The sequence below is a fragment of the Thalassolituus sp. UBA6592 genome, assembly GCF_002433655.1.
Taxonomy (GTDB): domain Bacteria; phylum Pseudomonadota; class Gammaproteobacteria; order Pseudomonadales; family Oceanobacteraceae; genus Venatoribacter.
The window spans coordinates 1-24,055 of sequence record NZ_DJIO01000052.1; the positions used below are offsets into that span (position 1 = coordinate 1).

The 24,055-nt window shown below is 53.0% G+C and carries 19 protein-coding genes; 10 read left to right on the forward strand and 9 right to left on the reverse strand.

Annotated features, from left to right (window positions below):
• Positions 1-367: 367 nt before the first annotated feature.
• Together B2Z72_RS04590 and B2Z72_RS04595 are read left to right on the forward strand one after the other, a co-directional pair.
• Positions 368-1,756: a GGDEF domain-containing protein gene (locus tag B2Z72_RS04590; protein ID WP_296980276.1), complete on the forward strand. Its 1,389-nt coding sequence runs from the start codon at positions 368-370 to the stop codon at positions 1,754-1,756.
• A gap of 213 nt (positions 1,757-1,969) precedes the next feature.
• On the forward strand, positions 1,970-2,641 hold the full coding sequence (locus tag B2Z72_RS04595) for a metallophosphoesterase (protein WP_296980273.1): 672 nt from the start codon (positions 1,970-1,972) through the stop codon (positions 2,639-2,641).
• 57 nt (positions 2,642-2,698) lie between these two features.
• Here the strand turns inward: B2Z72_RS04595 and B2Z72_RS04600 are convergent, their stop codons facing one another.
• Entirely contained in the window at positions 2,699-3,637 is a 939-nt protein-coding gene (locus B2Z72_RS04600) for an RluA family pseudouridine synthase (RefSeq protein ID WP_296980270.1), read from the reverse strand.
• 140 nt (positions 3,638-3,777) lie between these two features.
• Between B2Z72_RS04600 and B2Z72_RS04605 the strand changes: the two genes are divergently transcribed.
• Complete coding sequence (locus B2Z72_RS04605; RefSeq protein ID WP_296980267.1) at positions 3,778-5,274, forward strand: diguanylate cyclase; 1,497 nt, start codon at positions 3,778-3,780, stop codon at positions 5,272-5,274.
• Here B2Z72_RS04605 and B2Z72_RS04610 read toward each other — a convergent pair.
• The 3 genes from B2Z72_RS04610 to B2Z72_RS04620 are packed head-to-tail and all read right to left on the reverse strand — an operon-like array spanning position 5,212 to position 7,097.
• Positions 5,212-5,646, reverse strand: coding sequence for a YqaA family protein (locus B2Z72_RS04610; protein WP_296980265.1), 435 nt, complete (start codon positions 5,644-5,646; stop codon positions 5,212-5,214). The two genes, B2Z72_RS04605 and B2Z72_RS04610, sit on opposite strands and share 63 nt — an antisense overlap.
• A 53-nt stretch (positions 5,647-5,699) precedes the next feature.
• Entirely contained in the window at positions 5,700-6,155 is a 456-nt protein-coding gene (locus B2Z72_RS04615; RefSeq protein WP_296980263.1) for an NfeD family protein, read from the reverse strand.
• Positions 6,156-6,158: 3 nt separating this feature from the next.
• Positions 6,159-7,097 carry an SPFH domain-containing protein gene (locus B2Z72_RS04620; protein WP_296980261.1) on the reverse strand — a complete coding sequence of 313 codons (939 nt, stop codon included), beginning with the start codon at positions 7,095-7,097 and terminating at the stop codon, positions 6,159-6,161.
• Positions 7,098-7,267: 170 nt separating this feature from the next.
• Between B2Z72_RS04620 and B2Z72_RS04625 the strand changes: the two genes are divergently transcribed.
• Entirely contained in the window at positions 7,268-8,158 is an 891-nt protein-coding gene (locus B2Z72_RS04625; protein WP_296980258.1) for an alpha/beta fold hydrolase, read from the forward strand.
• A 109-nt stretch (positions 8,159-8,267) separates the two neighbouring features.
• Here the strand turns inward: B2Z72_RS04625 and B2Z72_RS04630 are convergent, their stop codons facing one another.
• Both B2Z72_RS04630 and B2Z72_RS04635 read right to left on the reverse strand, forming a co-directional pair.
• Entirely contained in the window at positions 8,268-9,500 is a 1,233-nt protein-coding gene (locus tag B2Z72_RS04630) for a cation:proton antiporter (protein ID WP_296980256.1), read from the reverse strand.
• A 257-nt stretch (positions 9,501-9,757) separates the two neighbouring features.
• On the reverse strand, positions 9,758-11,449 hold the full coding sequence (locus tag B2Z72_RS04635) for an alkaline phosphatase D family protein (protein ID WP_296980254.1): 1,692 nt from the start codon (positions 11,447-11,449) through the stop codon (positions 9,758-9,760).
• A gap of 1,069 nt (positions 11,450-12,518) precedes the next feature.
• Here B2Z72_RS04635 and B2Z72_RS04640 point away from each other — a divergent pair.
• The 3 genes from B2Z72_RS04640 (at position 12,519) to B2Z72_RS04650 (ending at position 15,848) form a co-directional block, all read left to right on the forward strand.
• The gene (locus tag B2Z72_RS04640; RefSeq protein ID WP_296980253.1) at positions 12,519-13,358 is read left to right on the forward strand and encodes an MBL fold metallo-hydrolase; all 840 of its coding nucleotides are present in this window, start codon (positions 12,519-12,521) and stop codon (positions 13,356-13,358) included.
• A 239-nt stretch (positions 13,359-13,597) separates the two neighbouring features.
• Positions 13,598-14,710 carry a YjgN family protein gene (locus B2Z72_RS04645; protein ID WP_296980251.1) on the forward strand — a complete coding sequence of 371 codons (1,113 nt, stop codon included), beginning with the start codon at positions 13,598-13,600 and terminating at the stop codon, positions 14,708-14,710.
• A 4-nt stretch (positions 14,711-14,714) separates the two neighbouring features.
• Positions 14,715-15,848, forward strand: a complete 1,134-nt coding sequence (locus B2Z72_RS04650; protein ID WP_296980248.1) for a M48 family metallopeptidase — start codon at positions 14,715-14,717, stop codon at positions 15,846-15,848.
• A 128-nt stretch (positions 15,849-15,976) separates the two neighbouring features.
• On the opposite strand, the gene B2Z72_RS04655 is transcribed toward B2Z72_RS04650, so the two are convergent.
• The 3 genes from B2Z72_RS04655 to B2Z72_RS04665 all read right to left on the reverse strand — a co-directional run bounded on the left by B2Z72_RS04655 (position 15,977) and on the right by B2Z72_RS04665 (position 19,095).
• Complete coding sequence (locus B2Z72_RS04655; protein WP_296980245.1) at positions 15,977-16,402, reverse strand: hotdog fold thioesterase; 426 nt, start codon at positions 16,400-16,402, stop codon at positions 15,977-15,979.
• Positions 16,403-16,853: 451 nt separating this feature from the next.
• Positions 16,854-17,783 (reverse strand): SDR family NAD(P)-dependent oxidoreductase, encoded by a 930-nt coding sequence (locus B2Z72_RS04660; protein WP_296980243.1) that lies wholly within the window; start codon positions 17,781-17,783, stop codon positions 16,854-16,856.
• A 412-nt stretch (positions 17,784-18,195) separates the two neighbouring features.
• Positions 18,196-19,095 (reverse strand): hypothetical protein, encoded by a 900-nt coding sequence (locus tag B2Z72_RS04665; RefSeq protein WP_296980242.1) that lies wholly within the window; start codon positions 19,093-19,095, stop codon positions 18,196-18,198.
• A gap of 160 nt (positions 19,096-19,255) precedes the next feature.
• Between B2Z72_RS04665 and B2Z72_RS04670 the strand changes: the two genes are divergently transcribed.
• The 3 genes from B2Z72_RS04670 (at position 19,256) to B2Z72_RS04680 (ending at position 23,814) form a co-directional block, all read left to right on the forward strand.
• Positions 19,256-20,200, forward strand: a complete 945-nt coding sequence (locus tag B2Z72_RS04670; RefSeq protein WP_296980240.1) for a LysR family transcriptional regulator — start codon at positions 19,256-19,258, stop codon at positions 20,198-20,200.
• A 337-nt stretch (positions 20,201-20,537) separates the two neighbouring features.
• Complete coding sequence (gene fdhD / locus B2Z72_RS04675; protein ID WP_296980238.1) at positions 20,538-21,485, forward strand: formate dehydrogenase accessory sulfurtransferase FdhD; 948 nt, start codon at positions 20,538-20,540, stop codon at positions 21,483-21,485.
• A gap of 4 nt (positions 21,486-21,489) precedes the next feature.
• A complete protein-coding gene (locus tag B2Z72_RS04680; protein ID WP_296980236.1) occupies positions 21,490-23,814 on the forward strand; it encodes an FdhF/YdeP family oxidoreductase in 2,325 nt (774 codons plus the stop codon).
• Positions 23,815-24,055: the final 241 nt, after the last annotated feature.

Below are 24,055 nucleotides of genomic sequence, written 5' to 3' on the forward strand. Positions count from 1 at the left end.
GACTGAAATACAGGAGTTAAGCTTCAGTTCCGCCCACCAATATCCGTAACGTCCGGCTGCGCCGGATTCGCGGCTGAACCCGCTCCTGCAATAAACCACCCACTCACAACCTTCGCGGCTGAAGCCGCTCCTGCAAAAACATCGCAGGCCCGGCCATCCTGCCCCCAGGTCTTACCATCTTTTTTCTCAACAGGATTCACATGTTCACAGACCCGTAACAAAGCCTTACATAACCTTATTTTTTATATGACTTTCTACCCATACCGGCTCAGGCAACCGTATTATTGCGTACATATTTTCGCAATCCGGGCAGAATTGGCGATACTTATCTGACTCCCTTTTGTTTCTTATTGGCCACGGAAGATTAATGACTGACTCAGCAGAATATCTGCAACCAGATAACGACCCGGCGCTGGAGCACTTTGCCTTCGTCAGCCGTCTTGGGGTTATGTTTGTCGTTGCGGTTATTTGTATTACTGTCATTATCGCCTGGCAGTCAAAAACGCTGGGAAGCATATTGCCTGCAGGCTGGTCTTACATGCATCCGAATACCGCACTGGGATTCTTTCTTGCGGTCGTCTGTCTGCATGCCAGCCGTCACCATTACGATGGTCTCACCAACACCATGTCTGCCGTCGGCATTGTGTTTATTGCCGTATCATCAATGGCTTACCACCTGATAGATCAGCACCTGATTTTTAATACTTTCCTGCAGAATAATCCCAACCCTCCAGCACCTCACTCGCCTTCTCTACAGACGTCTGTGTTTCTTGTCGCTCTGGGGTCAGGTCTGATCGCTATGGAATGGCGTGCTCAATCGCGTTGGCTGACCAATGTTCTGCTGCTGATTCTGCTGTCGCTGTGTACGATATTTCTGGCAGGGTTTATTTTTGAAGCAAACCATCTGATTGATCAGGGCAGTCACATCCGGGTCTCTGTGCCCACCATGACCTGTATGTTGCTGATCACCTACTGCCTGATTGCTCACCCGTTGAACAAGGGCTTTTACACGTTACTCGTACGCCGTGACATGGCCGGCCATATTGCCCGCTCAATTCTGCCGCTGACCTATGTGATCCCGCTGGTATGTATCATCTCTGGTGCTACGCTGGCCTCCAAAGGCATTTTCGATATTCCGCTGGCTGCTGCACTGACCCTGAGCATCGTCAGCATCAGCATGTTTATCACTGTCTACCTGCTGATTTTCCGTATCCGCAGTCTGGAATCTCAGCTGCACGAACAGGCGATCATTGATGAGCTGACTCAGGTCTATAACCTGAAAGGTTTCCGCCTGATGGCTGGCCGCATGATGGATCAGGCTGAACGTCATGGCCTGCCACTGTGCATGATTTATTTCGATCTGAATCATCTGAAAAAAGTAAACGATGAACACGGCCATGATACCGGCTCAGCCATGATACGGCGCTTTGCCGATCTGCTCAGCGATTCATTCCGTAAAACCGATCTGGTCGGGCGTGTCGGTGGCGATGAATTTGTGGTGCTGTGCATGGCCAAAGTACCCAGCTCTTCCCTGAGCCGGCTGGAGATGCTGATGACCACACTGAATTCTGCCGACATAGTGCCTTACAGAATCAGCTACAGTTACGGCTGCGCCTACAGCACCGTCAACAGCCGAATGTCTCTCGACGATATGATGCAGAAAGCCGATATGTTCATGTATCAGCAGAAACACGCCGACCGTAATCAGCAGGCTGAATTATCTTCTGTCTGGCCACTCCCTTCACAGGAAGGATAAGCCGCCAGTATTGAGCCTTGCGAGTCAGATTCGTCTTGCGAATCAGACGCACCTTGCGGCCTCAGCGTTGCAGAACACACAAACTCACTTCCAGCCAGCTTCCAACAATCACGCAGTCAGCGCTCACCCGGCACTACACCGGCCCTGTCCCTTGTATGAAAACGCAGCTGGAGTATCCTTACGGATAACATCTGAGTTCCGAATCTGTTGATTATGAACATACTCCCCGTACGACAGTCCTTTGCCCGCAATCAATACGGCCGGGATTTTGTTGTGGGCGATATTCACGGCTGCGTCACTGCTCTGCGGCAACAGCTGGAAATGATCGGTTTTGACTATCAGACAGACCGCCTGTTCTGTACCGGCGATCTGGTTGATCGTGGTCCTGAACCGGCTCAGGCGCTGGCTTTACTCGATGAGCCCTGGTTTTTTGCTGTTATCGGTAACCATGAGCAACTGATTTACGAAGGCTTTTGTGAAAAATCCGCAGAGGCGCGTGAGCTGATTCTGCAGCACGGTGGCGAATGGATTCTGAACTATGATGAAGACGAAGAATGGCCCGGCTGGTTCCACAAAATTGAATCACTGCCGCTGGCTATCGAACTGGAAAACAAACATGGCGAACGTATCGGCGTTATTCATGCCGACTATCCACTGAGCGACTGGCAGGATTTTCATCAGCTGGACAGTGAACAGGCCCGCCGTGCAATCTGGGCCAGAGAGCCTTTCCGCAATCGCCAGCCTGGCAGCATTGGTGGCATAGACTGGATTATTTATGGTCACAATATTACCGACCATGAACTGCGCCTGGGCAACCGGATTTACATCGACGGCGGTGCTTTCCGCGGCCATCCGTTTATCATAAAAAATATCGACGAACTGTAACCTTCTTTCCTCCTCTCCTTCTTGCCATCAGTCAGTCGGTCACCATATCACTGCACGTTATTGTGTCAGATAGCGCGCCCATGCTTGCGGATAATCATCATCTGTCAGTGTCACCTGCTCCCGTCCGGTATCCAGCTGCAGCTGATAAGCGTGCAACAGGTGATGTTCCGCACCAAGCGTACGGTAATCTTCTGCGGTTAAATCCTGCTCCAGTCTTTTTAAATAAAAACGGCCCTGCTGACTGTAAATTTTATCGCCGATAATGGCATGACCAAGATGCGCCAGCTGTGCCCTTAACTGATGTTTGCGCCCTGTCAGCAATTCACATTCAATCAGCGCGTAACCATCAAACTGTTGCTTCACACGAAAGCGGGTTATCGACAGTTTTGGTGTTTTCACACAACCTTCTTCGTTTTCTTCAACAATGTGCATTCTGGTACGAATGGCACTGTCGTTTTTTTCTGCCAGATAACAGCTGAATTCTTTTTCCTGCCATTGTGGATTGCCCCACACCAATGCGTGATAACGTTTGGCCTGAATCAGCCGGTCTATACGCTTTTTCCATTTACGGTCTGCGTGGTCATAATTGGCCAATAAAATAAGGCCGGAGGTTTCTGCATCCAGCCGGTGCAGCAGATGAGCACTTTTATGCTGAGTTGCGCGTCTGACCAGACTGATCAGGGTGTTGAACAGATTACGAGTGGTACGCGATACCGGCAGCCCCGCCGGTTTGTGTACCGCCATCAGCTCAGGCGTTTCCCATAATAACGACCAGCGGGTATCGGTTTCACCTTCTGTGTGATCAGGTAACAGCAACTCAATCTGGTCCGATGGTACAAGCTGCTGATCCGGCTGCGCAGGCTGTCCATTGACTCTTACATTGCCGCTGCTGATCGCCTGATATATCTCGTCACTGTTCCAGTGGTGATAGTTCTGCCGGACAGATTCGTCCAAAGGTAGGGCGGTATATTCAATCCAGCACAAAATGAAACTCATAATTTACTGACTATTTCCTGATCAAGGTCTAATGTTTATAGCGCGCGAATTTTATTATTATCGGTCACGATTCTACCGCCAACCTGCGCACTGAAGGATAGTCTGCGTAACACCGTACAGGGAATGATACAGGTACACTTATGAACAAGGATTCCATAAGGATTAAAGCCCTGCTGCCAGGCGCCGATCCTGATCAGCTGAGCAGCAAAGCACAGCGTCTGCACCGGTTGCAGACCCTGTTCGCTGTGCTGCTTGCGGGAGTCATCCTGCTCAGCTGGAGTCTGCGCGGGCTGTCTGACTGGATGCCGCAGGGCTGGGATATGATGAAAGGCAGTACCGCGCTGTGTCTGCTGATGACGGTTACCTGCCTTTATATGCTGAGCCATCACCCGCACCTGAGCAGATATTCACTGGTGTTATCCGCCGCACTGACGGCTTTGTGCCTGAACGCACTCTATGGCCATGCAGCACAAGATAATGTCACCTCGGATTACCTATTTCTGCTGCAGCACGAACCTGGCAGTTATGGCCGCATGTCGATACAGACCGCGTTATTTTTTGTGTTCGCCGGTGCCTATATCGCTGTCGTGCATATCAATCCGCGCTGTAAACGGGTGATCTGCGATGTCCTGCTGAGTTTTATGCTGATGCTCGGTGTGGTGATTACCGCTGGCTATATCTACAAGGTCACGACGATGATCGGCCAGAGTGCCGATATCCGCACCGCACCACATACACTGCTGGGAATGTGGCTGGTGATCGGCAGTATGATCACCGGCTCTGACGCCAACAGCTTCCATGTCTTCATCACCAATAACGGCATTGGCAACCGCATCGCCCGGGTCACGCTGCCGCTCAGCCTGTTTATGCCGCTGGCGATCATCACCTTCACTGAAATGATGTATCTGCAGGGTTGGATCAGTGCCCAGGAAACCGCTGCGTTTCTTGCCGCAGTTATGAGTCTGGCCATCATTCTGCTGGTTGCCTGGATTGCGCTGTACACCAACCGGGTGGAAGCCCATCTGCGCAAAGCCATGATGGTGGATGAGCTTACCCAGCTGTATAACTACCGTGGTTTTCATCTGCTTGGTTCAACCCTGTATGAGTTATCGGTGCGCCAGAACAAAGAGCTGTGCATCCTCTACTTTGATCTGGATAACCTGAAAGAAACCAATGATGAGCATGGCCATCAGGCCGGCGATGAACTGATCCGGCGCTTTGCCGGTCACCTGCGCCGCACCTTCCGTAAATCCGACGTCGTGGCGCGGGTCGGCGGTGATGAATTTGCCGTAGTATCGGAAGATCACACCCCGGATACCGCACTGAAGCGTCTGCAGGAAGCGGTAAAATACGACCAGACAGAGTTAAAGATCCGCTTCAGCAGCGGTCAGGTATTGCGCTCGCAGCAACAGGACCCGGCATCCTTTGAGCAGATGGTGGCCGCGGCAGACGCCCTGATGTATGAACATAAACGCTGCAAGCGGGAGAGGCAGCAAAGTCTGGCGCTGGACGACCACGATTCAGAAAATAATCAGTTTGCAGATAGCAATCAGCCCGCAGCTGACAACAGAGGTTCAGATAACGACCGCAATCACCAGCGCATAGCGCGTGGCCTTACCGATAATCACCAGGGGTAAGAACAGCACAAAACGGGCACGCATCAGCCCGGCGATAAAGGTCAGCGGATCGCCGACCACAGGCACCCAGGCAAACAACAGACTCCACACACCAAAGCGCTGATACCAGCGTCGGGCAGTATCCCAACCGGTGGCTTCACTGTGCTTATGCACCCATTTTTCGGCCCACAGGCCGAGCACGTAATTGAGGCAACTGCCGAGCACATTGCCGGCGGATGCCACCAGCCATAGCTGCAGCGGATCACCGCCCTGCGTCACCAGCAGCACCAGTAACCATTCGGAGCCAAACGGCAACAGACTGGCGGCCAGAAAGGCCATAAGAAATAAACCAGACGGATTGGCCAGCCAGGACCAGTCCGTCTGGACTGTCATGAAATCGATCATAGGCGTGAATCAGCTGTCAGCGCGGGCATCCTCACAGGGCTTTACTCACAGGGCTTTACCCACATGACGCCAACGTCAGAACGCACGACTTCTACCCGTGTGCCCTTAGAGATCGGCTGCTCGCTTTTCAGCTGCCAGCGGATCCCGGAATACAGACGGGTCGCAGCACCGGATTGATCGACATCGTCTTCCAGCACAAAGCTGTCGCGGGCGAAGTCGCTTTGTACGTGCGCTTTACGCGACTGATTCTGCAGATTTTTCAGCGGCTTCCACAGTACCGCCGTCAGCAGTACAGTGAGGATGCTGTTGCTCCACAATGCAGTGGTCACGCTGTCCGCCAGCAGGCCAAAGGTCATGGCCAGCCCCGTGATCAGCATGGAAGCGCCGAGAAACAGCAATACAAACGTGCTCAGTCCCAATACCGCCACTTCGATAATCAAAGCGGCAATGCCGGCGACCATCAAAGTCTCCGGCAGGTTGTTGAGAATCACATCCATGAATTACGCCTTCGCATTCAGCGAGTTGATAATGGTCATCGCCTGAGCCACCACGGAGGAAGCATCAGTTGCCTGATCCGGTAAGAGTACCACAGAGGACTCTTTGGCAATCGCCTGTTTGGCTTCAATGGCTTTGGTCGCCAGATCCAGCTGAATCGCTTTCTGACCGATTTCCGTATTCGCCGCCTCACCCACTTTACGCAGCGCTTCGGCACGGGCTTCAGCCACCGCCAGAATAGCCTGGGCTTCACCTTCCGCCTGCAGTACCTGTTCAGCTTTGTCCGCTTCTGCCGCCAGAACCTGTGCCTGTTTACGGCCTTCCGCGACGTTAATGGCCGACTGACGGTCACCTTCGGATTCCAGAATCTGCGCACGCTTAACACGCTCCGCTTTCATCTGCGCTTCCATGGCATCCATAACGGATTTTGGTGGCACGATGTCTTTGATTTCGTAACGCAGCACCTGAATACCCCATGGCTCAGAGGCTTCGTTAATGGAGGTTACGATATTGGTGTTGAGCAGGTTACGTTCTTCAAAGGTTTTATCCAGCTCCATTTTACCCAGTTCAGAACGCATGGTGGTCTGCGCCAGCTGAGTCACCGCGAACACATAATCATCCACACCATAGGTGGCTTTGTACGGATCCAGCACACGGAAATAGAGCACACCATCCACCGACAGAGTGATGTTGTCTTTGGTGATCGCTGACTGGCTAGGTACATCCACGGCCTGCTCTTTGAGGCTGCGGTCAGCGGCAATGCGATCAACAAAGGGAATGATAAAATTCAGACCCGCCTCACGGGTGGCCAGATATTTACCAAAACGTTCAATCATCCAGGCACGGTTCTGCGGCACAAAAATAATGCTTTTCTTCAGCACAATCAGGATGAAAATGAGGGCGAAAACTTCGACCGAAAAGATTTTATTCAGGATGTATTCCATGTCTGTTATGTCCTTGTGAATATCAGTGGCGGGAGTGTACCACCACTTTTACGCCAAACAGTAATCGAACGGATCACGTTTATGGCGTAAAACCCCCTTTTGCGTCACTGCCATATACAGGCAATATAGGTCGTATATAACAACAAAAAATATCTCAGTCGGAGAAGATGATGACCTTCTGGCAAACTCTGATCAGTGAAAGCGGCGCGATACCACTGGATGAACTCAGGCCCAGTCTGGAAATGCCTGATTCACGTTACCTCAACCTGCAGGGGATGCAGATTCATTACCGCGACGTTGGCGACGCCGATGCACCGGTGCTGATACTGCTGCATGGCATTTTCTCTTCTTTACATACCTGGAATGACTGGACTGAGATTCTGAGTAAGGATTTCCGTGTTATCAGCCTCGACAGTCCCAACTTTGGCTTAACCGGTCCACATCCAGCTGGCATGCAACGCTTTCTTTACAGCGATTTTCTCAATGATTTCACCGATGCTCTGGGCATCCGTCGCTGCTTTGTCGCCGGTAATTCACTGGGCGGCTGGATGAGCTGGGAATTCGCTGCGCGCTTTCCGCATAAAGTGGAAAAAATGATCCTGCTCGACAGCGCCGGCTTCTTTTTTATTCCACCCACCGGTCTGTTATTGATGGGGCTGCCGCTGGGGGGCTGGTTAAGTTCCCGGGCAGCACCACCGCGCGCCGCCTTCCGTGCCATGCTGCGCTCTACTTATGCGCAGCCTGAGCGTCTGAGTGATGAAGTGTTAGCCCGTTATTACGAACTCTGGCTGCGTCCCGGTAATCGCCAGGCCGGCGCACGGGTATTAAGGTTTATCCGCAACCGGGCTGGTTTTAACCCACAACTGATCCGTGAGATAATACAACCTGCGCTGGTGATGTGGGGCAAGCAGGATAAGTGGATTCCACCGGAACATGCACAGCGTTTCGCTAAGGCACTGCCGCAGTCAGACGTCATTATGTACGATGACTGCGGCCATATGCCGATGGAAGAAATTCCGGTGCTTTCTGCCGCCGATGCCCGGCGCTTTTTGCTCGGCTGAAGGGGCTGAGTGACCCGGTAATACACAGGCCATTAAAAAAGCCGCAGCAGTTGCAGTGCAGCGGCTTTTTATTCATTAAATACGCTACTTATTACTGCAGCGCTTCCACTTAAGCGTAACGGCTTTTCCACCAGCGGATGGTCAGCGGCACGGAGCAGTTAAGCATAAACGCCGCCAGCATCAGGGTATAAAACGCTTCGATCGACATAATCTGATGCTGCACGTAAGCGATGTCCATCACCACAAATGCCAGCTCTGCCCTCCCTAACATACCAAAGCCAATCATCCAGCTTTCTGCCCAGTCAAAACCACCTGTGTATTTTGCTGCCAGCGCCGCGGACAGCACCTGACCGATAAACAGCGCGACAAACAGAATTACTGACTCTTCAACAACGGACAGAAGAATATCTCCATCAAAAATCAGGTGCGTTCCGAGGCTGACAAAGAACACAGGTCCAATCCAGGAGAAAGCGACGTTTTCGATAATTTCCCGCGCCTGTTTGTGAAAGTCGATTTCTTTATCCTGATGAAATTCAAAGTATTCACGCGAGATAATCAGCCCGGCCATATAAGCACCCACAGCCGGATGAAAACCGAATTCGTGGGCCAGTAAGCCGACGGTAACGGCGATCAGCAGCAGTGACAGCACGGTGTATTCACCACGCCCCATAGACAGCACTTCACGCAGCCCGAAATTACCGATCACAGGAATTTTACGCAGGAAGCCGGCTTTTGCCGGAAACAGCCAGCCACCAATCACAGTCACCAGCACAAAGAAGGCTACCGCTTTACCCAGAATCAGCAGAATGCCATCCAGGCTGACACTGGCCTCGCCGGTGGCAATCGGCACCATAATAGCCACCAGCGCCAGCGAACCAATATCATCCAGTACTGCTGACGTCATAATGCCGGTGGCCGCCGGGCGATTGCTCAGACCTTCGCTTTTCAGAGACACCATGGTCAGAGAGACGGCAGTGGCAGTCATCGCCAGACCACACATCAGCGCCAGATTCTGATTATCCCAGAATGCCATAGCAGCCACATACGCAACCGCAAAGGGTGCAATGGCACCAAACAGTGCAATGCCCCAGCTGCGTTTAATACTGCGCAGAAAATTGCCGGTTTCTTCTTCAAAACCCAGCGCAAACATAATGACGATGATGCCTAATTCGGCAAAGTCGGTAATAAACACCGGCATTTCAGTCGGCAGAATGCCGAGGTTTACCATCACTGCCCCACAGAACAGGTACCACAGCACCGGCGTTAAGCGGGTTTTATCGGCCAGCCATGAGGCAGCAAAAACACTCACCCAAATGATGGCAAGAATCGCGAGATCATGCATAGTTATTCCTGAATTTGTTGTTATGCGGCAATCCCTGCTGATACTTTTATTACTCGATCAAAGACCCAGGATTGCTTTATTTCAGCATATTCAGGGTATCGGTTGCGGTTGATGACTGGGGTCAGTAAAGCGTGATAATTCCCGCCATCATGCTATGACAAAGTGGTTATTCAGCGGCTGGCAATAAAATCAGCCAAGAGGCAAGCGAGAAGAAAGAAAAGAGAAGAGAGAATCAGTGGTTTATTCAACCAGCGTTACTATTTAACCAGTGAGCGGTCAGCCAGCATACCGTCGAGCAGAGAAACCTGGGCATCACGGCGCCAGTGACGCATCCATGCCAGACTGCGGGGGAAATCCGGTGCCGCCAGTGCAGCCTGACGCGGCTGACTGATGGCGCTTGCCGCTTGCAGTGTGGATTCACCGGCAGGAATCACCAGAGCACGCAGACATTCACTGACGTAACGGTGCGAAAGAATATTATCAACCACCCACCATTCGGCCTGCATACGCTCATGGGTAATATCCAGCAGCACATAACCACGATAGTAAAAATCGACAAAATTCAGATGCGGCAACAGGGATTCCAGCGACGTTGCCGCCAGACTCGCCTGAGTCTGATTTTCAATCCCAGGGGAAGTAACGGCTGGCGTCACCAGCTCAACGCCCAACGCGGCACCCGGATCGTCGGCAAACGGATCTTCGTGTAAGGTCATCGCCCAGCTGGAGTGAATGTCACCGGTGAGCACGACGAAATTTTCAACCTCAGCGCGGCGCACAGAATCAAACAGCCGCTGGCGGGCTGCCGGATAGCCATCCCACTGATCATAATTAAACGGGCGCTGGTTGGTGCCCAGCTGCCCGACCATGACCTGCTGCCCCATAATTTTCCAGCGCACATTTTCCTGCTGTGCAGCAGTCAGTTTTTCTTCCAGCCAGGCTTCCTGTTCATAGCCCAGCAGTGTGCGTTCTTCTCGGTTGCGGTCTTCCATGGTGTCGGCCTGGGCATCACGACCGGCCAGGCGGGTATCCATCAGGTTGAGATCGAGCAGATCACCAAAACGGAAGTTACGGTAAATACCACGGTCATGTTCGCGGATTGGCATCCATTCCATGTATGCCTGCACGGCACCACGCAGACGGTCATCCCAGCGGCCTTCTTCACCTTCAGTGTGATTGTCCGCGCCACCGGGCCAGGCGTTATTGGCCACTTCATGGTCATCCCAGATCACCATAAAGGCGTGCTGACGATGCGCCTGTTGTAAATCTTTATCGGTTTTATATAGCGCATGGCGCTGACGGTAATCATCCAGCGTAATGGTTTCTGCCGCCGGAATATTCACCCGCCCGGTGCTCAGGCTGGATTCAATATCGGCGTATTCATAGATGTAATCGCCAAGGTGCAGCACAGCATCAAGATCCGTGCGCTTCGCCAGCTCGGCATACACATTAAAACAACCACGGGCGTAATTAGAGCAGGAGGTAAATGCGATACGCAGACGATCCACCTGCCCTTCCGGCAGCGTGCGCGTGCGTCCGACATCGGACATCTGCTCCAGTGCTTCAAATACGTAATAGTAGGTTTGCCCGGGACGCAGACCAGTGGCGTCGATTTTCACCGTAAAGTCACGGCTGTTATCTGTATAGCCAGTGCCCTGATTGATCACACTGCGCAGTTGCGGGTCGGCGCAGATGCGCCAGCTGTAAGGAATGCTGTAAAGCTCAGCGTCCGCCGGGGGCGTAATACGGGTCCAGAGGATGACGCGGTCGGTCAGTGGGTCACCACTGGCAACGCCATGCTGAAACGGGAAGGCATTATTGCGGAAGACACCGGGTAAGGCAGGATCAGCAGGCAGCGTCTTCGCCAGTACCGGCGACGCTAATGCCCCTGCAGCCAGACCTGCTGCAGCACGGGAAGAACCAACAAGAAAACTGCGCCGTGTAACTGTCATCGCGCTTCCGCCGTTAGTGAACGCAGCCTATTTAAGGGGCAGCGCATGACAGGTCAGTTGCTGTTTACTTAAGGTTATGTTGCAGAGAGATTGCAGAATAATGACAGCGTGACATTGGTGACTGATGCCACTGACTAATGCCGGGAGTGGATGCTTTCCAGGCGATATTAATACCCAACGCAATTAGTGCGACATCCTGTCACAGAGACAAAATCGGGCATCAGGCATATTCTGAAACTGTGAGCTATGAGGGTGGCTCACAACCCATCAAAGGGATGAATATAAGGACATACAGAGCAAGCTGCTTAGGAACGATCAGGCCGAAGCAGGTTCATCCCGATTATTCAGGCACAGCGGATTATTCGCTGTGCCTTTCTTTTTTCTGCTTCCCCGAATTTTTCTGTTCAGCCGCAAGCGCCGTCTTCCCATTTGCTCCCCGCTGCTGTCTTTTGCTTACTGCAGTCTGTCGCCGCCAGCCGGTTGCTCATACCCCTGATTCCGCTGTGGGCTCTTACCTTTCCCCGGATTGCAGGAAGATTTCCCCAGCCGCGGCATTTGTGCATAAGTTTCAGGTGTCAACGACTTTTTTCCCACAGAATCTGTGGGTAATTCTGTGAATATATTTTGGGAAACTCGTCGTACCCCTGTAATAACGGCTGATCCTACAGATTGGCTATTTTTTAACCAGACATAAAAAATATTAAAAAACCCTTAAATATCAGCATATAAGCTGGGCCCGCCGGGCTTTCAGCTGGACCACAGAAAGTTGCAGATGACAAGTGCTGATTGCCGCAGAGTTTGCACACAGACAATCGACCGGAAGTATGAACAGGGGAAAAAAATCATGCCACCAACATAAGTCTGTGGATAAGTATCTGGATAAGTTACCAATAACCCGGTGGATAGCGGTGAAATGTACGAAATTTGGACGATTCCGCCGTACTGGCGCTTCAGCCCCTGCTGGCGGATTTGTCACTGAATATGACCACTCCGGCCATTCCACTCCTGCAGCACTTTGCCGATACTTGAGCGCTTACTCAGCAAAACGCCACAGGCATATAACGATAATATGAGCATCCGCAATCACTACCGCTACGACAATGGCACGCACACCGTACTGGGCACCCGGGTCGGGCGCTTTAATCTGGGCATCAACACCACCTTTATCGTCTATCGCATCGGCGACACCCAGATTGATACCGGCCCGTCCAATCAATGGGCAGAAGTACAACAGACGTTGCAGCCGGAATGGCAACAGACACCGCTGCGCCAGCTGCTGATTACCCATCACCATGAAGATCACAGCGGTAATGCTGCCCGCATCCGTCAGCACACCGGGGTCGTGCCTTTTGCCCCGCAACAGGCGCGGCATAAGCTGACCAACGGCTATTACACGCCACCACTGCAACGTCTGATCTGGGGCAGTCCGCAACCGGTGGATACTGCGCCCTACCCGGAGCAGATCACTCTGAGTGATGGCAGCCCGGTGATTCCGGTGCACACGCCCGGCCACGCCAAAGACCTGACCTGCTTCTTTCTGCCAGAACAGAAATACCTGTTCAGCGGTGATATGTATATCGCCCGCTCACTCAAGCACTTCCGCAGTGATGAGAATCTGCAACAGCTGATCGACAGCCTGAATACGCTGCTGGCGCTGGATTTCGATATTCTGTTCTGCCCTCACAGAGGCATCGTTGAAGACGGTTATCAGGCCTTAAAAGACAAGCGCGATAATCTGCTGGAGCTTTGTGCCAAAGCGCAGGAGCTCGCCCGCCAGGGCATAAAACCACGCGCTATTACGCGCCGGATTCTCGGCCGTGAAGATATGACCACTCTGATTTCCATGGGCAATATTTCCAGGCAACACCTGATCAATCAGGCATTGAGTGTCAGCCTGCCGTCCTCCTGAGCAGGCATCCGCAGAATACGGCTGAACGGGTCAATCCTTGATGGCGGTCAAGCATGTCTTTTATTGCGAGGCATCTCTCACTTCTGCCGCGCTGAAAACGTGTATGATATCCGGCTTGCTGGTCAGACAGTCACTGGCTTCTGGTCACAGAACCTCTGGTCGCAGACTATTTGCCAGCAGGATGCTGTTACCGGAAGAGTCCGGTATAAAACCCTCAATCTGATACAAGGACGTAAATTATGTCTCCAACGGAATTACCGGTGGGAAATATTCCTGCCCCTTCAGACCGAACTGCCAGCGTTGAATTCTCCGGCAGCAAAGCGGCTTTCACCAAACTCTGGCTGGTTAATCTGTTACTCAGCATTATTACGCTGGGAATTTACAGCGCCTGGGCCAAAGTGCGTAACAACCAATATCTGTATGGCCACACTCAGATTGAAGGTCATCGCTTTCATTATCTGGCCAAACCTGTGCAGATCCTGCGTGGCCGCATTCTGGCGGTGATTTTCTTTATCATGTTTGGTGTTCTGTCCAGCCTGAATCCGGCTATTGGTGCTGTGATGATGCTGGCGCTGCTGATTATGACGCCGTGGCTGATTATTCAGGGGCTGAAATTTACCCTACGTAACTCCGCCTACCGTGGTGTGCGGTTTTCCTTTGAAGGCACTTATGGTGGCGTGTTTGTACACTTCTTCCTGCTGCCGGTTTTAGGCGTTATTACTCTTTATCTGGCCATGCCCTGGGTGATTCAGCGCATTCAGAAATACACCTACGAAAATGCTACTTATGGCGGTCAGCGCTTTACCCTGAATACTTCGCCTGGCGAATACTATAAAGCGATCATCATGTGTATCGGCATTGCGTTTTTATGTGGAATTGCGCTCAGTATTCTTCTTTCGGTCATTGGCCTGTCTGCCTCAGCCGCATTTTCCTCATCCAGCGGACTCAGCGAAGGTGCTGGCGTCGCCGCCTTGATTGCTCTGTTGGCCGGTAACCTGGTGGTTATCGCCGCGATGGTTTTTGTCATCTACCTGATTTCCGCTTTCTACCAAAGCGTGATCCGCAACCATATTTTTAATAATCTAAGTGCCCCAGGTATTTTTAAAACCCACTCTGATGTGCGTCTGATGCCATTTACCCGCCTGATGATTACCAACGCACTGATCGTGTTGTTTACGCTGGGCCTGGGCTATCCGGCTACCCGTATCCGTAAGCAGAAATTCCTCGCTGCAGCGACCACTGTGACACTGGAACCTGCCATCGACAATCTGGCTAACACAGTCGAAGAAACCCATTCAGCCTTTGGTGAAGAAGCCGCTGGTCTGTTTGATGTTGATCTGTCCCTGACCTGATCCGGTGAGTGATCAACAACGCATTACCGGCCTGTATCAGGCCGGTAACGGCAGCCATACCGTTAAAGCCGATGCCTGGATCACGGATCAGCAGGTACGCATTCTGCAGCAGGACAGCAGCGCGCTGTTAGCCAGTGCCCGCCACGGCGATTATCAGTTCAGTGAAGCCATCGCCGGTCTGCCGGTCGACCTGATTTTTACGGACAGCAGCCGCTTTATTCCCGACGATGCCAGCCTGCGCTGGAAACATTTAAGCAAAGGCCAGACGCTGACCGAATGGCTGGAAAGCCACTGGAGCACCGTACTGGCCGCTGCTTTGTTTCTGCCACTGTTCCTCTGGCTGATGGTCACCGAAGTCATTCCCGCCAGCAGCGATTTTGTCGCCATGAATCTGCCCGATGTGGTCGGTGAAGAACTCGGTGCCCAGAGTCTGGAAATTATCGACCGCGTGTATATGGACCCCAGCGAACTGGACGCCCGGACACAGGATGATATCCGCCAGCGCTGGCACGGAATTCTGCAGCAGCTGGATATTCCGCCGGAACGTTATTCCCTGCAATTCCGCAGCTGGGCACTGGGGGCTAACGCCATGGCGCTGCCGGATGGCACTGTGATTGTGACCGACAGCATCGCCCGCCTGATGCAACATAATCCACAGCAGTTGGACGCTGTTCTGTTGCATGAAATTGGTCATGTGGAGCACAGGCACAGTCTGAAAATTCTGACCCAGAGCACCATCACGTCCATGCTGTTTGTGATGATGTTCGGTGATGTGGAAGGCATGGGAGAAATTATTCTGGGTGCCGGCAGCAGTCTGATGCAGGCTTCGTTTTCGCGCGATATGGAACGTGATGCGGATCAGTTTGCCTTCAGTGAACTGCAGCATCTGGGCCGCAGCCCGCAGGATTTTGCCGATGCCATGCGGGTACTGGAAGCCAGCCACCGGGAGGATATTTTCCCACCAACCGATTCCTCAGACAGCTCAGCGGATAACCCGGATGAAACCTGCGAAGACCATTGTGCAGGCCGCAACAGCCCACCAGGATTCTTTGATTATCTGAGTTCGCACCCGGCGACCGAAGAGCGTATTCAGGCTGCTGAAGCACTGGCGCGTAAACTGGACGAGCAACAGCACTGACTTTCGGCAGTTGTCATTCCTGCAGTTGTCACCCCGGAGCAAGAAAATTCAGAAACAAAAAAAAGCCTGAACAGCATGACTGCTCAGGCTTTTTTTATTGCCGTTTTGTCAGCGCCTTTACCAATAACTTACGGTGCCGGAATCACCGCCATGGTCAGACGGGAAATACAGCTTAATTTATCGTCATCGTTGTACATGCGGATTTCCCAAACCTGAGAAGTGCGGCCAAGATGAACAATTTTTGCAATGCCGGTGACAGTACCCGAGCGCACGCCACGCAGGTGGTTGGCATTGATTTCCTGCCCTACCGTCATGTGTTTACTGTTATCCACACACAGATTGGCAGCCATGCTGCCCAGGGTTTCCGCCAGCAGCACATTGGCACCACCGTGCACCAGACCAAAAGGCTGAAAAGTACGGTGATCCGCCGGCATGGTGCCTTTGATCCAGTCATCACCATATTCGATGATCTCGATGCCCAGATTGGAACAGGCGGTATTTTCCATCTGCCGGTTTAATGCGGCAATATCGGGAGTAGCAAACCAGATAGACATATTCTGCGGCCTCTTATTCTTGTCATTTACGGGTTGTAGATGGGAGGTTTGTGGGTTGTATACGGGGTTTTTATCGAATGCATAGCAGTCGTTATTGCTTTTCTGTTGTCTGTTTTTAACAGAAGGCTCAGCAGGATGCACCCCTTGATGCCCCCCAGACACGCTGGTCCCGGTGGATTGGATTGTTCCATCAGAATGTCATTTATGGTCGTGGAATCGGGATTACTCCCTGAACAGGGCTAACAGAGCACAGAGTAAGCCTGCTGGTCGCCGGGCTTGGCCTGGTTTGTGGGAGCTTGCGGGATGTTGAGGAATGTTGCGAGGGGTTGCTGGATGTTGCGAGGGGTTTTCGAAGACCAGCTGTCAGCTTTCACAGCGCCTGCAGCGGGATTTCAAAGCGCCTGCAGCCGGCTTTAAAAGAAGCTGCAGGATTGGCTCTTACATTGCGGGTTTATACGTCCCCTCGCCCGCCGGCTGCGGCCTTGCGGTTATTGGGGTTAGGGCCGGGAGTCGTGTTCTGTCTCTGCTTCTGTTTACGCAGCGCCCGTTTGCGGCTGAAGGCAATCATGCGGGTGAACACCTTCTGGTACCCAGTCGGGAACAGGCGCACCATCAGATCGAGAAGGCGTGCATCCGGGCCGATCAGAATCCGCCGGCGGTTCTTCTGCACACCTTTCAGAATCACCTGCGCCGCTTTATCCGGCGTAGTAATAAACAGCTTTTCGAATTCTTTCGCCGCGTCTTCCGCACTCTGCCCGGTTAATTGCTGCGCGCTTTCGGTACTGCGTGAATCCCGGGCGATATTGGTTTTAATGCCGCCCGGATGCACACAACTGCAGCTGACACAGGAACCACTGACTTCAAGATCCTGACGCAGGGATTCCGTTAAGCCACGCACGGCAAATTTAGCGGCGTTATAACCGCTCATCAGCGGCTGTGCCGCCAGACCAAAGACACTGGAAGTATTAACGATATGCCCTTCGCCGGCAGCTTCCAGATGCGGCAGAAAAGCCTTGGTGCCGAACAGTACACCGTTAAAATTAATACCCATAATCCAGTCGTAATCGTCCAGCGATAAGCCACCCACGGTGCCGGATAACGCTACCCCGGCATTATTAAAAATCAGATTTACGCGGCCATGATCGGCGACGACTTTATCTGCCCAGGCATACACAGCGTTTTTATCGGATACATCAAGCAGATCGGTAGTGACCCTGACGCCGTAACGGGCGGCGATGGCCGCGGTTTCCTTTAGGCCCTCACCATTCACATCACTCAACGCCAGATGGCATCCGGCCTCGGCCAGATTTCCTGCCAGAGCGCGGCCAATACCGGAACCCGCGCCAGTGATCGCTGCGACTTTATTGCTGAAACTTTTCATAGGTCTGCACCGCTGTTTTTATTATTGGAATATGAAACTGTGGGTGCAGTGTGTCATGAAGGCCACGCAGGTACCGGGTGCCGTCACGCCATTTTTTAATGCGGGTATTTCAATCAGTGCAGGTGGGAGAAGTGCGTTTTCGCGATTGTAAGAGGTACGTTGGGTTTAATGGCTGCAGGCGCATTCACGTAATGTCCGGCTGTGCCGGATTCGCGGCTGAAGCCGCTCCTACAGAAACATCGCAGCCTATTCAAAACGTCCGCGATGTAGGAGGTGCTTCAGCTCCGATGGCCGCAGGCCCATTATGTTTATTCGCGGCTGAAGCCGCTCCTACAGACCCACTTCTACAACCCCATTTCTACAAAGCCGCTACTGTAAATCCATTCCGGTTTTTAATCGGTTATACGTCGGGTTACACCTCCGGCTTATCTGTTCTGCAAACGCTTTCGCGGATCACCATCATGCCGCACTCTTCGCTGGCATAAACGTCACAACCCCGGGCAAAAATCAGGTCGCCACGCTGAAATGTCCGCACATCGACATTTCCATTGCCGTCGCTATTACCATTGCAATTGCCACCATCAAAACCATCGGTACTTCCTGCCTGTGGTTCACGGATTTCTCCGCGCCCCTGCCAGACAAACATTAATAACGGACCCTCATCTGCGCTGAAATGGTAATCAAAACGACTGGTATGTGCTGCAAGGTCACCATGTCTTTCCGCGCTGCTAATCTCATGCATCACACGTTCGTCATCTCCTGCACGGCTGTTTAACCGCTGACTATCCAACCGCAGAATATCCACCCGCATTCGCGCCGGAAAAAGCTCGCCGCCATACACACAGGTCAGGCCGTTGGGTTCACTGTCGAGCACATGATATTCCGGTGCAGCACTGCCGGGTTCGGGTTTGATCCAAACCTGCATCATAGGCTGCACTTTGTCGGAGGGGTTCAGCTCATTGTGGCGGATGCCTTTATTGCCATCCCGCTGCAGTTGCGTCTGCCCGGCATTCACCCAGTTGCCGCCATCGTCATTCGGGCTTTTGTTATACCCAGTGCCATGACTGCCCTGATGGTACATACGCCCGCGCGGAATCACGCTGACGATATCCATGCCGTCATGATGATGCATGCCGGTTTCGCCCCCGGGCAGGAACCAGGCGTTGGCGAGATAGACGCAACCACCGAAGGCATCAAAGCATTCATCCGGCACCCGCCCTGCGCCAAATGTCGCGCGGTCAAGCAGCAGCACGCGTTCGCGCACGCCACCGAAGCCGGATATTTCAAACGCCTCTTCGTTTACGATCTTCATGCTGTCCGCTCCTGTCCGGATTCTGACTGTCAGTATCTGCCATCATGCAAACCGGAATCATACCAGCTCCATCTTTACGGCAGTTGCATCAGGCTGTCCTGCGCCATGGACAGATGCGCATCTCAAGACCCGCAGCAGAGCCTGCCGCAGGAGCGGCTGTGTGGTATGCTCCATTGATCTCATCTATCAAACCAGTATTTTCTGTATGGATATTCGCCAGCTGCAGTTTCTTTGTGCGCTTGATGAACAACGGCATTTTGGCCGCGCCGCAGAGGCCTGCCATGTGACCCAGCCGACGCTGTCGATGCGTCTGCGTAATCTGGAAGAAGAACTGGGCGTCACCCTGATCAAACGCCGCCAGCGTTTTGAGGGATTCACGCCAGAAGGTGAGCGCTTACTTATTTGGGCACGCCAGGCAGTACGGGCCTTCACCGGAATGAAGACAGAAGCACGGCGCCTGCATGGCACCCTCAACGGAACCCTGCGCATCGGCATGGTGCCACTCAGTCATGTGGGGCTGATGCCATTGCTGAAAACCCTGAGAGCCCAGGCGCCGGACATCCGCTTCAGCCTCAATGCCCTGCCCTCTGGTAAGATTCTCGACAAGCTGCAGAGCAATCAGCTGGATATTGGCCTGACTTACCTGTCGCAGATCGAGATGGAGGACTACCACGTCCACGCCCTTGGCTCGCCCAATGTCGGGCTGCTGTTTCACCCGGATTATTTCCCCGTCGACAGCATTCCTCACAGCAGGGATGGCGTGCCCTGGCAGAGCCTGAGCGCCTTGCCCATGGGGCTTCTGACCACAACAATGCGTTTCCGTCAGGGCCTCGACCGTGGCGCCAGAGCACACAATACCGAGCTCAATCCGGTGCTCGAATCTGACTCTGTGGAGCACCTGCTGGAAGCGACTACCCACGGCCTGTGCTGCACCCTGATTCCACTACCGGCACCGGTTGCAGTGCCTGCCGAGCTGCAGGTGCTGGCGCTGCAGGATAACCTGCTGCAACCCGCGCTGGGCCTGGTCTGTCGGCGTGAAGCCTACAGCGCCAACCCTCTGGTACAGGCACTGATGCAGCAGGTGGCGCTGACGCCACCGGTATAAGTCCCTATCCAATCAATGGCTGATCTCAGGGTCTGATCTTACCGCCTGCTATTCAGGCCAGTGATCGACGCTGTCTATCACTGCATCATTACTGGCAATTGGACGCCTTAACACCCTGTGCATAAACTTTGAGCATGTCCTGTTCACACTGACTGGATAAGGCCTCATTCAGTCAGTCATTTCCCAAGTGTGAACAGGCCTTTTTTTGAAGCCGGTTTATCCGGTGTATGAGCAGTGAAGGCCCGGATCGACCAAATCCAGCGCCAATAAAAATAACGCTCAGCATCAGCAAATACTAAAGCAGTTACTACAGCAGCCACGACAGCAGAAAATTCTTATGCCAGACCCGAATGCAGATATCGGGGCGGCAGACCGTTCCAGGCTGCAGCCGACGCACTCTGGCTCCGACCTGTACGCCTACTATTCTCCGGCAACCGACCGCTGCGACAGCGCTTTGCTGGTCGAAGAAGTGCCGCTGGCGGTATCCTGCAATGGCGTGCTGCACGCCATCATGATGATCTCACCGCTGAACGTTGAAGATTTCGTCAAAGGCTTCGCCCTCAGTGAAGACCTGATCCGCAGCACTGATGACATCCGCGCTATTCATATCCGCCAGTCTGAGCAAACGGAGAGCGGGCACGACCTGAGCGCAAACGACCTCAGTGCTCAGCATCTGAATGCCGATATTCAGCTGCAGCCGCAGGCGTTTAAACGCTTTCTGCAACAACAGCGCAGTGCCCGCCGCGGTGCGTCGTCTTGCGGTCTGTGTGGCACCGATACTATGCAGCAGGTATTTCCTGATCTGCAAGCACTGCCGCTCAGCGAACCGAAGGATTACCGGGCACTGGAAGATCTGCGCGGACGCCTGAGCGAATTTCAGCAACTGGGTCAGAGCGCCGGCGGTATTCACGCCGCCCTGCTGCTCGACCAACAGCTGAATCCGCTGCTGTGTCGTGAAGATATTGGCCGCCACAACGCACTGGATAAAGTCATCGGTGCCGCCCTCACTCAGAACATCAATCTCAGCCAGTGTGCCGTGCTGATGAGCAGCCGCTGCAGCACTGAGCTGGTCATTAAGGCAGCCCGCAGTGGTCTGCCAGATCTTATTCATCTGTCATCGCCCAGCACGCTGGCGGTCAGACTGGCACAACGCTATCGCATTCGGGTGACGCATTTACCGCGAAAAGATTCCGCACGGGTTTATGCCCTGCAAGCAGAGAATGATTCATCCGATCAATCCGATTCAGACGCTCACAGCCAGAGCGCAGAAGACATCCGGAAGTAAATTTATGAGCAAAGATAATCCCGTATTTACCCCCTACACAGGTCCGGCCGGCGGCTGGGGTGCGTTAAAAAGCACCGCGCGTTTCTGGCTGAAAAGTGAGAACCGGATTTCCAATATTAAAAGTCTGCTGAAAACCAACCAGCAGGATGGCTTCGACTGCCCGGGCTGCGCCTGGGGCGATAAACAAGACCCGAATAAATTCCGTTTTTGTGAAAACGGCGCCAAAGCCGTCAACTGGGAAGCCACCAGCAAAACCATTGGCGCGGATTTTTTTGCCAAATACCCGGTCAGCTGGCTGCTGCAGCAAAACGATTTTTACCTCGAATATCAGGGCCGTTTGACCCAGCCAATGCGTTACAACCGCAGCACAGATCATTATGAGCCGATCAGTTGGGACGATGCTTTTCAGCTGATTGCCGACACCATAAAAGGTCTGAATTCGCCGGACGAAATTGAATTCTATACCTCCGGCCGAACCAGTAACGAAGCCGCCTTTTTATACCAGTTATTTGGTCGTGCAGTAGGTACCAACAACTTCCCGGACTGCTCCAACATGTGCCACGAAGCCAGCGGCTACGCACTGATTTCCAGTATTGGTATCGGTAAAGGCACAGTGGAAATGGAAGACTTCAATAAAGCCGACGCCATTTTTGTCTTTGGCCAGAACCCAGGCACCAACCATCCGCGTATGCTGGCAACCCTGCGCGAAGCACGTGAAGCCGGCGCCAAAGTGCTGAGCTTTAACACCCTTAAAGAACGCGGACTGGAGCGTTTTCAGGACCCGCAGCACGCTATGGAAATGCTGACCAACAGCGCAGAAGAAATCAGCGATCTGTATTTCCGCCCGTTAATCGGCGGTGATATGGCCGTGGTACGCGGTATCGTAAAAGCCCTGATGGCACTGGAAGAAATCGCCCAGGACAACAACGACTCAGTATTCGATCACGAATTTATCGCTCAACATACCAGTGGCATGGACGATTATCTGCAGGTCGTTGCTGACACCAGCTGGAAAGAAATTACCGATCAGTCCGGCCTCCGTCGTGACGAAATCGAATACATCGCCCGTATTTATGCACGCTCCGAAAGCGTGATCTGCACCTGGGCTATGGGCATTACCCAGCACAAACATTCTGTCGCCACGATTCATGAAATCGTTAACCTGCTCGCTCTGCGCGGCAATATTGGTAAACCCGGCGCCGGAGCCTGCCCGGTTCGTGGTCACAGCAACGTACAGGGTGACCGCACCATGGGCATCAATGAAAAGCCGTCCGACGCTTTCCTTGATACGCTGGCGCAACATTTTGATTTTGAGCCACCACGCAGTCATGGCCATTCCGTGGTTGAAGCCATCCGCGCCATGCGTGACGGCAGCGCCAAAGTTTTTATGGGCATGGGCGGCAACTTCGCCTCTGCAACACCGGATACCGAAGCCACGGAAGCTGCATTGCGTAATTGCGAACTGACCATTCAGGTCAGCACCAAACTCAACCGCTCGCATTTAATTACCGGTAAAGAAGCTCTGATTCTGCCCTGTCTGGGCCGTACCGACATCGACATGCAAAAAAATGGCGTGCAGAAAGTTACGGTGGAAGATTCCTTCAGCATGGTCCACGCCTCCGGTGGTGTACTGGAGCCACTGTCAGATCAGCTTAAATCGGAACCCGCCATTATTGCCGGTATCGCGGAAGCCACTCTGGGTAAATTCCCGGTAGACTGGGATGCACTGGCGGCGGACTACGATGTTATCCGCAATCATATCGAAGCCGTTATTCCAGGCTTTGACGATTTTAATGCCAAAATCGCCGAACCCGGTGGCTTCTATCTGGGCAACTCCGCCCGCGATCGCAACTGGAAAACAAATGCAGGCAAAGCCGTGGTTCACACCCACAAACTGCCAACCAGCATTCTGCCGGATCGCGCCGCGTCGCAACTCACCGAACGCACACTGATTATGCAGACTCTACGTTCTCACGATCAGTACAACACCACCATATACAGCCTCAATGACCGCTACCGCGGTATCAAAGGCGGCCGTAAAGTCGTGTTTATTAATCAGGCAGATATTCAGCGTCTGGGCTTAAATCGCGACGAACCGGTAACCATCAAATCCCTGTGGGACGATGGTATCGTGCGCGAAGTTCAGGGCTTTAAACTGGTGCCTTATGATATCCCGGCGGGTAACGTAGCCGCTTATTATCCGGAAACCAATCCGCTGGTACCACTGGAATCGCTGGGTGAATTCAGCAACACCCCGACATCGAAAAGTATTGCCGTGGAATTACGCAATGAAGAAGAATCCGGCATTAAGCTGACACAGGCGGAATGACCCCTGGTGGTTTATGTACCATAGCCATGGATGGCATGTTGCAGCCATATAAGATCAGATATCACGGATCGGGGATTACGGATCTGAGATTTCGAGTATTGGTGCGCAGTGCGCTCCCTACAATGATTCGGATCCTGGATTGAACTGTAGGAGCGGCTTCAGCCGCGAATCCGGCGCAGCCGGACGTTGCGGATCGGATATTACGAATATTGGTGCGTAGTGAGCACCCTACAATGATTCG